Source organism: Altericista sp. CCNU0014 (assembly GCF_044923475.1).
GTDB lineage: Bacteria > Cyanobacteriota > Cyanobacteriia > Thermosynechococcales > Thermosynechococcaceae > JAAURS01.
Genome location: NZ_CP137338.1, coordinates 3,158,252 through 3,171,215 on the forward strand (window position 1 = coordinate 3,158,252; position 12,964 = coordinate 3,171,215).

Sequence of the window (12,964 nt, forward strand, 5' to 3'; positions counted from 1 at the left end):
AGCTATGCGAATACCCATTGCGACCTATCGCCTCCAATTTCATCGCGGCTTTCCCTTTGAGGCCGCCCAAAACATTGCGGGCTATCTCGCAGATTTGGGCATTAGCGACATCTATGCTTCACCTATTTTCAAGGCTAGGGCCAAAAGTTCGCACGGCTATGACGTGGTCGATCCGAACCAGCTCAACCCCGAACTCGGCACGCCAGAGCAATTTGCTGCCCTAGCCCGTACCGTCCGGCACTATGACATGGGTTGGCTTCAGGATATCGTCCCGAACCACATGGCATACGACAGCCAGAACCCTTATTTGATGGATATCCTAGAGAACGGGCCGGATGCGGAAGACTTTGATTTTTTCGATATTGAGTGGGATCGCGCCTCCGAGAGCTTAAAGGGGAGAGTGCTCGCGCCACTGCTCGGAAACTTTTACGGCGAATGTCTCGAAAACGGCGAACTCCAACTCGCGTATGAGGAGACGGGTCTCAGCCTTTACTACCACGCGTTAAAGCTACCCATTCGGTTAGATTCCTACGCTCGCTTCATCACTCAGAAGCTAGGGCAGCTCGCAAAAGCTCTCGGTCGCAATCATCCCGGTTTTATTAAGCTTTTGGGCGTGCTTTACCTCGTTAAAAGTATCCCCGCCGAGGCTAAGGGCCGCGAACGCTACGATGGAGTCAAGTTTGTCAAAAGCTTGCTGTGGGAGCTATATACCCAAAATAAGGATGTAAAAGCGGTTTTTGAGGCCACCATTGAATTTTTTAACGGCGAGCAAGGGAAGCCAGAAAGTTTCAACGCCCTGGATGCGCTGCTATCAGAGCAGTTTTATCGACTGTCGTTTTGGAAAGTGGGTGCGGAGGAAATTAATTACAGGCGATTTTTCACCGTCAACGAACTGATCTCTGTCAAGGTGGAAGAGCTGAGGGTTTTTAACAAAACCCACGCGCTGATTGAAGAATTAGTAGCTCAAGGTACTTTTACGGGGCTGCGGGTAGATCACATCGATGGTCTTTACGATCCGGCACAGTATCTGAAGCGACTCAAACAGAAAATTCCAGACACGTACGTGACCGTCGAGAAAATTCTAGAGCTTCAGGAAGATCTCCCGTCAGAATGGGAGATCGAAGGCACCAGTGGCTACGATTTCTTGAACTATGCGAACGGCATTTTTTGCCTGTCCGCTCGTGAAAGTTCCCTCCAAGAGAGCTACTTGGACTTTACTCAGATGGATGTGTCCTATGAAGAACTAATCGCCCAAAAAAAGCGACTCATTCTTGAAAAGAATTTAGCCGGAGATGTGGACAACCTCGCTCAAAAGCTCAAGTCGATCTCGGCTCAGACTAGGGCAGGCACAGACTTTACAAGGCACGGACTAACTCGTGCCTTGAGCGAAGTTTTGGCTCTGTTTCCGGTCTATCGAACCTATATCACTTCCGACCGGGCGAGCGATACAGACCGGACCTACATTAAAACGGCGATCGCCAAAGCCGTTGCCGATGCGCCGCTATTGCATAGAGAACTAACCTACATTCAAACGCTACTGCTGGGCCAAGATGAAAGCTCGCTTGCCCCGGAACAGCAAACAGAACGACTAAATTTCGTGATGAAGTTTCAGCAACTTACTGGGCCTTTAATGGCAAAAGGCGTAGAAGATACGGCGTTGTATATTTACAATCGGCTGCTATCGCTCAACGAAGTAGGCGGTAATCCCAGTCAATTTGGTATCTCGCTCGAGGCTTTTCATTGCTTTAACCAAAGAAGAGGAGCGCGTTGGCCCTACACTCAAAACGCAAGTGCCACCCACGACACGAAGCGCGGCGAAGATGTCCGCGCCAGACTTAACATCCTCTCCGAAGTCCCACATGAGTGGAACGATCGGGTGGGGGCTTGGCAAAAAATCAATGATGCTAAAAAGTTGCAGGTTAATGGAAAAGCCGTTCCCAGCCGGAATGACGAGTATTTTCTCTACCACACCCTCGTCGGTGCGTTTCCCTTTGAGGAAGCAGAACGACCTGAATTTATCGAACGGGTGAAGCAGTACGCCATCAAAGCTGTCCGGGAAGCCAAGGTTTACACGGCTTGGCTGCGGCCCAACGTTGAGTATGAAGACGGCTATGCCCTGTTTGTCGAAACGATTTTAAGGGATGCTGAATTTTTGCAAGCATTTTGTCCCTTTCAACAGCGCATTGCAACCTACGGTATTTTTAACAGCCTGTCCCAATTGCTGCTGAAAGTTGCAGCGCCGGGAATTCCCGATTTTTATCAAGGCAACGAACTTTGGGACCTCAGCTTAGTCGATCCCGACAACCGCCGCCCCGTTGATTATGCCCGACGAATCTCGCTGCTAGGTGAAATCCAAAGGCGGACCTTGGCCGATCCCCTGGCATTGATTGCAGAGCTGCTCGCTAGCCCAGAAGATGGCCGAGTCAAGCTATTCTTGACGACCCAACTGCTTCAGGCTCGTAAATCTTATCGGGATGTCTTTGAAAAAGGCAGTTACCAACCGCTTAACGTTATAGGCAAGTTTGCCGAGCATGTTGTGGCCTTCGCCCGCTGGTATCAAGGTACAGTGGCGATCGCCATTGCGCCGCGGTTTTTGACAGGCTTGGTCGAGCCACCTCAGCTGCCGCTTACCGAAGCGGTCTGGCAGGATACGCAGGTCGAGTTGCCAGAAGGTGTCGGTTCGATTTGGACAAATGCGGTTACGGCTGAGTCCGGTAAGTTCAACGCTCGTTTTTTAGTAGGACAAGCTTTTCAACATTTTCCAGCAGCCTTACTCATCGCTCAAACCTAGCGTTCTTTTTACACTGTTCGCGGTCATTTTCGCTCAAACCCGATATACCTTGGAGCGATGCAAGACTCTGTGCCACTGCGAGATGCAGTATTTCATCCAACTCAGAACCGCTACATAAAGCAAGCTAGCTATTAAATTTTCCCTTCAAAATATTTTTTATGAATATTCCCGAAACATTCCCCCAGCCCGATCGAATTCAGGCCGTTAAAACTTATATCAAACAAACTTGGCAAACCCTCTACCGCTCCCATCAACATCTTTTAGAAGCAGCTCGCGATCCCAAGCTAGAGCATCCCGAAGGCCAGCCCTACCTCGTTTACATCTCACCTCAAGAAGACAAGAACTGCATCGAGCAAACCTTAAAAAGTACATTAAGCGCGGAAGAATGGAGCCAGATCGAGCTGCGAGTACTGCCAGCAGAAACAGAACTCATCGAACCGCACGGTCTTTTGTATTTGCCGCATCCTTACATCGTTCCCGGCGGACGGTTTAATGAAATGTATGGCTGGGACAGCTATTTTATCCAGCTAGGACTACTGCAAGATGGCGAACTAGCGCTTGCCAAAAACATGGTCGAACAGCTTTTATACGAAGTGGAGCACTACGGCACTATTCTGAATGCGAACCGCACCTACATGCTATCGCGCTCCCAGCCGCCCGTCCTCACTCTGATGATTTTGGCACTGTTTGAGCGCACCCAAGATGAAGCATGGCTTCAATCTACGCTACCCGCGGCAGAGCGCTACTACTATTACTGGACCGTTCCGCCTCACCTGAACCAATCTACTGGGCTGTCGCGCTACTTTGCTCTGGGCGAGGGGCCTTCTCCTGAAGTACTCGCTTCCGAGCAAGACAATTGCGGGAGAACCCACTACGAACGGGTCAAGGACTACTATCGCCGCGCCTCTGTAAAGGCGTACGACCTCGACCTTTATTACGATCGCGATCGAGATTGCCTGACGGATTTATTTTATAAGGGCGATCGCTCTATGCGAGAGTCGGGATTCGATATTTCTAACCGCTTCGGACCCTTCAGCGTAGATATCATTCACTACGCACCCGTTTGTCTCAACGTGTTGCTGTACCGAATGGAGCAGGACATTGCTGAGATCCACCAGCGAGCTGGAAATAACGACGTTGCCCGACAATGGAATCACCGCGCGCAAGAGCGCCACCACCGCATCGACGATCTCCTGTGGAACGAATCAGCAGGACTGTACTTTGACTACAACTTTCATACGGGCAAGCAAAGCAATTACGAATTTGCAACTACTTTTTATCCGCTCTGGGCGGGGATTGCATCCCCAGAGCAGGCGGCAAAAGTGGTCGAAAACTTAGCCCTATTTGAGGCACCGGGCGGGCTACTCTCAAGCACCCACGTCAGCGGCAACCAGTGGGATGCTCCTTTTGGATGGGCACCCTTAACCCTGATCGCGGTTAAGGGTTTGCTGCGCTACGATTACCAAACGGAGGGGCGTCGTATTGCGCGTAAGTTCATTGCCATGCTCGTTCAGGAATTTGAAAAAGATGGCACGTTAGTTGAGAAGTACGATGTCTGCACCCGTTCTTCTAACGTTTCTGATGAAATTTTGTATGGCTATAGCTCTAATGAAGAGGGCTTTGGATGGACTAATGGGGTTTTTCTAGAGCTTTTGGCTCTATTGGTATAGTTAATCTGAAGTACTGCTAGAAATAGCGTGCGTGCGCGTTCGTTCTTGCAGGTTCGCAAAGGCTCTTACCGTACCGCTAAATACGGTCGGGAGTCGGGCTTATGGATTACAACAGAGTAAAGAACAGCTTGACGTTTCAAGGGTGTATTCGCGTGTCGATTCAAGTAGAGGAAGCTATTTTGCACGTCCAAGGCATGAAGTGTGCGGGCTGCGTGCAGGCGGTAGAGAAGGCACTGGGCCAAAGGGAAGGTGTGGTCTCTGCCTCAGTCAATCTAGTGACAGAAAAAGCAACGATCGCCTATCGAGCTGAAACCATCTCTGCAAGCGGCTTGGCAATCGCCCTTACCGATCTCGGCTTTCCCACTCAGGTCGAATCCCCCCACCCTTCTGAAGCAAAAGATTCCAGCCTGCAAACCGAGGCCGTTCGACGCCTGGGACAAATTGGCTTAGCCATGGTGCTGGTGGCGCTGTCTTCGATCGGGCACCTGCACGAATTTACGGGCCTGCATCTTCCCATCTTGGGCGAACTTTGGTTTCATTGGGGACTGGCCACCATTGCCCTTGCCATCCCCGGTCGAGTGATGGCGATCGACGGGGCGCTCAGTCTGAAGCGCGGCATCCCCAATATGAATACTCTCGTCAGTCTGGGCGCTTGGACGGCTTACCTTGCCAGCAATGTAGCACTGGTCTTTCCGCAGATCGGCTGGGAATGCTTCTTCGACGCGCCCGTCATGATTGTGGGACTCGTGCTGCTGGGCCGCACCTTAGAAGAACAAGCGCGGGGTCGCGCAACGGCTTCGTTTAAGGCACTCTTGAGCCTGCAACCCGCGATCGCCCGTCGCGTCCTCGATCCATTGCAAGATCCGATCCAAAGCGAGGCAATTCCCGTCGATCGGGTTGGAGTCGGCACGTTTCTTCAAGTGTTGCCGGGGGACAAGTTTCCGGTGGATGGCGTCATCCAATCCGGGCAGTCTTCGGCGAACGAGGCCATGCTGACGGGGGAATCGCGACCTGTGGAGAAGGGGCCGGGCGATCTCGTGATGGCGGGGACGCTGAATCAGTCGGCGGCGGTGGTGATGGAAGCGACGCGCACTGGCTCTGAAACGGCGCTGGCCCAGATCGTTCAATGCGTGGAAGCGGCTCAGGCCCGCAAGGCACCGATTCAACGCATTGCGGATCGGGTATCCGGTTACTTCGTCTACGGCGTGATGGCGATCGCCGCGTTGACCTTCTGCTTTTGGGCGGCGATCGGCACCCATCTCTGGCCGGAGGTTTTGCACTATGCGGGGTCTGCAACCCATGCGATGCCCGCCGAGACAAATCCCGATCGCCTGGGGCTATTGCTGAGCTTGAAACTGGCGATCGCCGTTTTGGTGGTGGCCTGCCCCTGTGCGTTGGGTTTGGCAACGCCCACGGCCATTGTGGTGGGGACCAGTTTGGGCGCGGAGCGGGGTTTGCTGATCCGAGGGGGCGATGTGTTAGAGGCGGTTCACCATCTCGATACGATCGCGTTCGATAAAACCGGAACCCTCACGACGGGCAATCCAGTGGTGGCAACCTACTGGTCGAGCGCCACAATGCAAGCGTTAGAAACGCCGGAGCAATTGATTCAACTTGCAGCGAGTTTAGAAACCAATGCCCAACATCCCTTTGCCGAAGCCATTTTAGCTAAGGCTGCCGAACTGCAACTAGAGCGGTTTAGCGTTACGGATTGGTCGGCTCATCTCGGTTTCGGCCTGTCTGGAGAGGTGGATGGCAAAAGGCTGCATTTGGGCAGTCTTGCTTGGCTGGCAGAGCAGGGCGTTGAAGTCGGAGAGGACGACCTGCACCAAGCCGACGCACTGGCCGCCCAAGGTCTCAGTATCGTGTTTCTGGCTGTCAACGGACGGTACGGGGGCGGTATTGCGCTCCAGGATCCGCTGCGGCCCGATGCGGTGGAGGCGATCGCGACACTGCGGCAGCAAAAGTTGAAGGTGCTGATGTTGACGGGCGATCGACGCGCGACGGCGGAGGCGATCGGGCATCAATTGGGGCTGAAACCCGAGGAGATTTACGCGGCGGTGTCTCCCACAGATAAGGCGAAGGCGATCCAAGCGCTACAAGCAGAGGGCAAAAAAGTGGGAATGGTGGGGGATGGCATTAACGATGCCCCTGCCTTGGTTCAGGCGGACGTGGGGATTGCTCTCAGCTCTGGGACGGATGTGGCGATCGAGACGGCTCAAATTGTATTGATGCACCGTCAGCTCGCGCAGCAAGCACCTCGGCTGGGAGATGTGGGTCGCGCGTTAAAGCTGAGCAGCGCGACGTTTCGGACGATTCAGCAGAACCTATTTTGGGCGTTGGGCTACAACTTGCTGGGAATTCCGCTTGCCGCAGGTGTTTTTCTGCCTGCTTTTGGAATTTTGTTGAATCCTGCCATGGCCGCAGCACTAATGGCCTTTAGCTCGGTGAGCGTCGTGACGAATGCTCTCACCCTGCGCGGGACGAAATTGACCTGACGCGATCGCGCTCTGGATCGAGGCGTTATCATTCGACGTAACGCGTTTGTCCGTCAGCTTGGGAGGTAGTCGTGAAAGTTCAAGATTTCTCAATTTGGTTATTGGCGATCGCCCTCATCGTGCATACGATTGCCGAAGTCTGGTTGCCTGAATACGAAAGGCTCAAACCTAACTGGCGAGCGGTTGTTTTCAATCGCTTGCTGTTCTTAGAAAATCTGCCTGTCTTTATATTTTCCATTGGAGTTGCGATCGCGGGTTGGCAATTGCCCGTTGTGGGTGGCATTTTACCCGCCATTGGTCTGACGCATCCCCTATTGGATCATCTCGGGTTGAGCTGGAAACTGCAAAAACTGCGACCGGGCAGTTGGACGGGATTGCTGTTGTTATTCCCCCTCAGCATTTTGGTTTATGTTTTGGGTTATATCCATCGTCTTTTAACGCTCCAAGAATTTCTCATTAGCGGTGCGATCGGTTTGGCAATATCAGTCTGGCTGCTCTGGGCAAGCGTATCGGAAACCCAGGTATAAAACGACCTCAAATTGCTACAGAATTAAGGAGATCGGTAATTTGTCTGAGAATATCAATGGCACGGTCAAACTGCGTCCCGCAACTCCTGCCGATCTAGCCCTGCTTCGACGCTGGGATGAGCTACCCCATATCGTCGAATCAGATCCCAACGATGATTGGGGTTGGGAGGTAGAACTTTCTCGAAATCCTGATTGGAGAGAACAACTGATCGCCGAAATTGACGGTCGTCCGATTGGATTTATTCAAATCATCGATCCGCTACGGGAAGACAGCCATTACTGGGGAGATATTGACCCCAATCTTCGCGCCATCGATATCTGGATCGGGGAAGAAGCGGAGTTAGGCAAAGGCTATGGAACGCAAATGATGCAGCTTGCACTGGCTCGATGTTTCGCCGATCCGCTCGTGACAGCGGTACTCATCGATCCATTGGCGAGCAATACCCGCGCTCACCGTTTCTACGAACGCCTGGGTTTTCAATTCGTCGAACCGCGAACGTTCGGTGACGACGACTGCTTTGTCTATCGCCTGAACCGATCGGATTGGCGACCTGACCGGGAAAAAATTAATGGATAAAACGTGTCGCCCTATGACTCAATTCAACCTAGACAGCACGGGGTTGATGGCAGCCCTGTGCGCCACGGCTGCGTGGGGAATGGCGGGCATCTTCGTTCGATGGCTTCCCGGATGGTCTCCCTTTGCCATTTTGGCAGGTCGCTTTCTCGTTGCCACGGTTGCAATGCTGCCGATACTTTTACTAAAGCCAAAGATCCGGCGCGACCTCACTCGCTCCCTCCACACTCCACCGATCTGGTGGTTGAGTTTGCTGGCGATCGGGTCTTACATCTTGGGGACAATGGCATTTCAGATGGCACCTTTGGGTGAAGTGACCTTGTTGTTCGCGACCTCACCCCTGTTTATTATTGCTTACAAGTATTTTGTCCGCTTAAAGATCGAGCGCAGTGAGGGCTTTGGCCTGTTACTCGCCATGGCTGGCGTCAGTCTGCTCGTGCTGCCGCAGCTCTCTAGCGATCGCGCCGCTGCTTGGCAAACAATGGCAGGCTATCTTTTGGCACTGGGCGCTGCTGGTTTGCTGGCGCTTTATACCGTTTGGTTCGATCGATTTACTCATCAGCAGATTGCGCCAAGCTCGATAAACGTTGTTTTTATGACCTGTTTGCTGGGAAGTCTTTTCTCTCTCTCGTGTACCATCCTCTTCTCTAAATCATCGATTGGCCTCGGCATCGATCGCCAGGTCATTCTCGTATTGTCAGGGTTGGGGATCTTGTCTACAGCTCTGCCATTTTTCTGCTATTCAGTGGCAGCTCAGCGTTTGCCAATCGTACTGACCGCTGCAATATTGTTGCTAGAGCCAGTGTTTGCGGTGTTGTTTGCATCTGTCGCTTTACAAGAAATCCCGTCGCTTTGGTTTGGGGTTGGCAGTATCCTAGTTTTCTGGGGATTGCTCTCGATCGCCAAAGATAGCAGCGGATAGAGCAGATCGTCGTACTGCGCGCAGTTTGGCTGCATGTATCACAGGAGGAAAAATGAATTCAGAAATCGAAACCCAAATCCGCGAATGCGAGACGCGACTTTATGCCGCAATGCTTGCCTCGGACGTGGCTGAATTGGATGCCCTGATTGCCGACGATCTGCTTTTTGCGGGGCCAACTGGCGAGTTGGCGACCAAAGCAATGGATTTGGAGTTGCATCGCACTGGCGGCACCCAGTTTGAGGAATTTACACCCAAAGATCTAGAAATCCGGGTTTGGAGCGATCGCTTTGCTCTCGCATCGGCCCAAATTTTCTCGAGCGGCACCTATTTGGGAAATGCCTTCGCAGGTGATTACCGCTATATGAGAGTTTGGCGTAAAGGCGAAAATGGGTGGCAAATCGCGGGTGGTAGCGTCAGCGCGATGGGTTGAACCCCTCCATTGCGCGAGAACGATCGATATGCAACCGCACGATACGCGGCTGCGAGAAAGCCCCCGCACCCTAGCGGTACGAGAACTTTCCCAGACTTTAATTTGCCATAACCTCGACGGGCCTTGATGCGGCGATCTAACAGAACGCCGACAGCTCTACTGCAACTGGCTTCACATCCCAAATTTCGTTGCAGTAGTCCCGAATCGAGCGATCGGAGGAAAATTTGCCCATCCGCGCGGCATTTAGAATTGACATCTGCGTCCAGCGATCGCGATCGCGATAGGCCAAACTGACCTCATCCTGACAGTCGATATAGGAAGCAAAGTCTGCTAGGACGAAATACGGATCTTGGTGCAAGAGCAGGTCTACCAACGGCTTGAAGATTTCTCCATCGCCGTGGGAGAAAAAGCCAGAGGAGATCCGGTCGATCGCCAGTTTGAGTTCGGGATAGCGATTGTAGTAGTCCGCAGGCTGATAGCCTTGGGCGCGTTTGGCATAGACCTCTTCGGCTGTCAGTCCGAACAAAAAGAAGTTTTCAGCACCGACCTCTTCTCGGATTTCAACATTTGCGCCGTCCAAGGTCCCAATGGTCAGCGAACCATTGAGGGCAAACTTCATATTGCCCGTCCCAGAGGCTTCTTTACCCGCCGTAGAAATCTGCTCCGACAAATCCGCAGCCGGATAGACCCGCTGGGCAAACTTCACGTTGAAGTTCTTCATGAACAACACTTTAAGACGTCCCCGCACGTCAGGATCGCGGTTTACAACATCGCCGACAGAATTAATTAATTTGATAATTAACTTCGCCATGTAGTAGCCCGGAGCGGCTTTACCCCCAAACAAGAACGTACGCGGCGTAATTTCGACATCTGGGTTAGCTTTAATGCGGTTGTACAAGGCGATGATATGGAGCACGTTAAGGTGCTGGCGCTTGTACTCGTGAATTCGCTTGGCTTGAATGTCGAAGAGGGAGGCGGGGTCTACCGTCAAGCCGTAATGGTTTTGAATGTAGATGGAAAGCTCTCGCTTGCGATCTTGCTTGATCGATCGCCACTGCTGCTGAAACTCGGGATCGTCTGCGTAGGCTTCGAGCTTCTGCAGTTCGTCGAGATGCCGCACCCAGCCATTGCCAATTTTTTCAGAAATCAGCTTCGCTAAAGGTTGGTTGCTCAACACCATAAACCGTCGCGGCGTCACGCCGTTGGTTTTGTTGCTGAATTTCTCTGGATACATCTCCCAGAAATCCTTGAGCACGTCGGACTTGAGGAGCTCGGTATGGAGTGCAGCCACGCCGTTAATGGCATGGCTGCCCACGCAGGCAAGGTGGGCCATGCGGACGTAGCGACTGCCGCTCTCATCAATCAAGGACATTCGCGCCAACCGCGCGTCGTCGTCGGGGAAGCGAAGCCGCACCTCATCCAAGAACCGAAGGTTGATTTCGTAAATGATTTCTAGGTGCCGGGGCAGAATTTGTCCGAATAAATCGACCGGCCAGCGCTCCAAGGCTTCCGGCATCAAGGTGTGATTGGTATAGGCCAGGGTTTTTTGAGTGATAGACCAAGCTGTATCCCATTCCATTTCATGGTCGTCGATCAGGAGACGCATGAGCTCCGCAACCGAAATGGCCGGGTGCGTATCGTTGAGCTGTACTGCGAATTTCTCGTGAAATTTTTCCACCGGAATGCCCTGACGCCCTAGGATGCGGATCATGTCTTGCAGCGAACAAGAGACAAAGAAGATCTGCTGGGTCAAACGGAGAAGCTTGCCCTGAGATCCGTCGTCGTTGGGGTACAAAACCTTGGAAATATTTTCTGAAAAAACCTTTTCGTGAACTGCACCTAAATAGTCGCCGGAGTTGAACGCGCCAAAGTCAAAGGATTCTGGGGCTTGGGCAGTCCACAGCCTGAGGGTGTTAGCTGTATTGGTCTGATACCCCAGAATCGGCGTGTCGTAGGGAATCCCCTTGAGCACTTGATAAGGCGCCCATCGGACGCGCTTCACCCCTCGATTGTCGACGTAATGCTCTGTATGGCCCCCAATTTTGACTGGCACGGCCCATTCCGGTCTGGGAAGTTCCCACGGGTTTCCGGCTCTGAGCCATTTGTCTGTCAGCTCAATTTGCCAGCCATCTTTAATATCTTGGGCAAAGATGCCGAATTCGTAGCGAATGCCGTAGCCAATACTCGGAATGTCTAGGGTGGCTAAGGAATCCAGGTAGCAGGCGGCCAATCGCCCCAAGCCGCCATTGCCGAGTCCGGGTTCTTCTTCTTGCTCTAAAAGCTCGTCAAAATCTAGACCGAGTTCGGTCATGGCCTGTTTGGTTTGGTCGTAGATGCCCAAGTTGACTAAGTTGTTGCCCAAGTGAGGACCCATCAAAAATTCCGCTGACAAGTAGGCAACAGTACGGGATCCGGCATTCGTATAGGTGGCGGCGGTGTTGATCCAGCGCTGGAGCATGCGATCGCGCACGGTATAAGCCAATGCTTGATAGTAGTCATTCTGGCTGGCAAGCCCTGGAAACTTACCCAGCACGTAGAACAGATTGTCGAGAAACGAGCGCTTGAGTATGTCAACCCCTAGGCCAGTTCGGCTGAGGTCGCAGGTCATCGTTTCAATGGTTAGGTCAGAGGCCGTTTGCATGCATCAAGTCCTTGAAGGCGTCCAATATTTATTTCAATCAACAGCCAAGAAACGCCTTGACCTTTGTCGTCTTAAAGCTATCCTCACTGTCAGTGTCGCACAACGCGATCGCATCCTGGAGTTTTATCTACAGGATTGGGTCTACTGCCAGCTTTTCACAGTCATCTGCTCAAAATGGTTATCCACGACACCAAATGAGGTGAGGACGCCTCAGCGCTAGACGCTCAACAAGCGATCGAACCAGCGACCGACGAGACTGCGGACTTTATAGGTGCGATACCACCGTTGAAATGCTTTTTCGTAAGCCTCTCCGTTCAAGTGAATCGCGTTCCAGGCTTTAAGTCCGATCGACAGGCTCCAAAACAGCAGAATGTAAAGCGACCAGGGAAATCCAAATCCCATCAGCGCGTTGAGCAGGATAAAAATGACGTTGAAGATGGCAAAGCGGCCCACCTTACGCTTGAGTTCCGCCCAACGATGTTGATTAAACGCCTCGCGCTTGAGGTTTTCGTCGTTGGATTGAATCCAAGCTCGCTCCGCCTGGTGGACGATCGCCGCTGGGATCGCTAAGTCTTCAGCAATTTCGAGGAGTTGGTCGCGAGAGAATTCGCCCTCGTAGGCGTGCTGGGCGATGGCCAGGTTCAAAATTTGCTGAACATCTTCTTGGGTATAGATACGGTTGCGATCCGAGACTTCAGGATTCACCATGGCCGCCCTCATCTGAGTGCATTAAGTTAAATCGGTACTAGTTTAGATAGTTCCATTATGTCAAATGCAAAGCAACAGCGTGGAAGGTAAGATAACCGTACCCGTTTGCTGCGATTGCCAGTATAGGTAAAGATTTTACCGCGATCGAGATGAAGGAATAAAGTTGTGCGAGTTAAGGATCGTCGATTTGCGGCTCTTTATCC

At 52.4% G+C, this 12,964-nt stretch carries 9 protein-coding genes; 7 read left to right on the forward strand and 2 right to left on the reverse strand.

The features are described 5' to 3' along the window. Positions 1–4 precede the first annotated feature (4 nt). The 7 genes from treY (at position 5) to R6H26_RS15320 (ending at position 9,412) form a co-directional block, all read left to right on the forward strand. Positions 5–2,791 (forward strand): malto-oligosyltrehalose synthase, encoded by a 2,787-nt coding sequence (treY, locus tag R6H26_RS15290; protein ID WP_404783479.1) that lies wholly within the window; start codon positions 5–7, stop codon positions 2,789–2,791. A gap of 158 nt (positions 2,792–2,949) precedes the next feature. Next, the gene (locus R6H26_RS15295; protein ID WP_404783481.1) at positions 2,950–4,461 is read left to right on the forward strand and encodes a trehalase family glycosidase; all 1,512 of its coding nucleotides are present in this window, start codon (positions 2,950–2,952) and stop codon (positions 4,459–4,461) included. A 101-nt stretch (positions 4,462–4,562) separates the two neighbouring features. Continuing rightward, a complete protein-coding gene (locus R6H26_RS15300; RefSeq protein ID WP_404783482.1) occupies positions 4,563–6,959 on the forward strand; it encodes a heavy metal translocating P-type ATPase in 2,397 nt (798 codons plus the stop codon). A gap of 71 nt (positions 6,960–7,030) precedes the next feature. Beyond that, positions 7,031–7,486: an HXXEE domain-containing protein gene (locus R6H26_RS15305; RefSeq protein ID WP_404783483.1), complete on the forward strand. Its 456-nt coding sequence runs from the start codon at positions 7,031–7,033 to the stop codon at positions 7,484–7,486. A 40-nt stretch (positions 7,487–7,526) separates the two neighbouring features. Then, positions 7,527–8,063 carry a GNAT family N-acetyltransferase gene (locus R6H26_RS15310; RefSeq protein WP_404783484.1) on the forward strand — a complete coding sequence of 179 codons (537 nt, stop codon included), beginning with the start codon at positions 7,527–7,529 and terminating at the stop codon, positions 8,061–8,063. A gap of 13 nt (positions 8,064–8,076) precedes the next feature. Further along, complete coding sequence (locus R6H26_RS15315) at positions 8,077–8,982, forward strand: DMT family transporter (RefSeq protein ID WP_404783485.1); 906 nt, start codon at positions 8,077–8,079, stop codon at positions 8,980–8,982. Positions 8,983–9,034: 52 nt separating this feature from the next. Next, positions 9,035–9,412 carry a nuclear transport factor 2 family protein gene (locus R6H26_RS15320; protein ID WP_404783486.1) on the forward strand — a complete coding sequence of 126 codons (378 nt, stop codon included), beginning with the start codon at positions 9,035–9,037 and terminating at the stop codon, positions 9,410–9,412. A 136-nt stretch (positions 9,413–9,548) separates the two neighbouring features. On the opposite strand, the gene R6H26_RS15325 is transcribed toward R6H26_RS15320, so the two are convergent. Together R6H26_RS15325 and R6H26_RS15330 are read right to left on the reverse strand one after the other, a co-directional pair. Beyond that, positions 9,549–12,053, reverse strand: a complete 2,505-nt coding sequence (locus R6H26_RS15325) for a glycogen/starch/alpha-glucan phosphorylase (protein WP_404783488.1) — start codon at positions 12,051–12,053, stop codon at positions 9,549–9,551. A gap of 216 nt (positions 12,054–12,269) precedes the next feature. Next, complete coding sequence (locus R6H26_RS15330; protein WP_404783490.1) at positions 12,270–12,761, reverse strand: 2TM domain-containing protein; 492 nt, start codon at positions 12,759–12,761, stop codon at positions 12,270–12,272. Between the last annotated feature and the right edge of the window lie 203 nt (positions 12,762–12,964).

Bases quoted from the DNA above. Each gene is read 5' to 3' on its own strand.
- R6H26_RS15295 (WP_404783481.1), top strand. From the start codon at position 2,950: ATGAATATTCCCGAAACATTCCCCCAGCCCGATCGAATTCAGGCCGTT.
- R6H26_RS15320 (WP_404783486.1), top strand. From the start codon at position 9,035: ATGAATTCAGAAATCGAAACCCAAATCCGCGAATGCGAGACGCGACTT.
- R6H26_RS15330 (WP_404783490.1), bottom strand. From the start codon at position 12,761: ATGGTGAATCCTGAAGTCTCGGATCGCAACCGTATCTATACCCAAGAA.
- R6H26_RS15315 (WP_404783485.1), top strand. From the start codon at position 8,077: ATGACTCAATTCAACCTAGACAGCACGGGGTTGATGGCAGCCCTGTGC.
- R6H26_RS15300 (WP_404783482.1), top strand. From the start codon at position 4,563: ATGGATTACAACAGAGTAAAGAACAGCTTGACGTTTCAAGGGTGTATT.
- R6H26_RS15325 (WP_404783488.1), bottom strand. From the start codon at position 12,053: ATGCAAACGGCCTCTGACCTAACCATTGAAACGATGACCTGCGACCTC.
- treY (WP_404783479.1), top strand. From the start codon at position 5: ATGCGAATACCCATTGCGACCTATCGCCTCCAATTTCATCGCGGCTTT.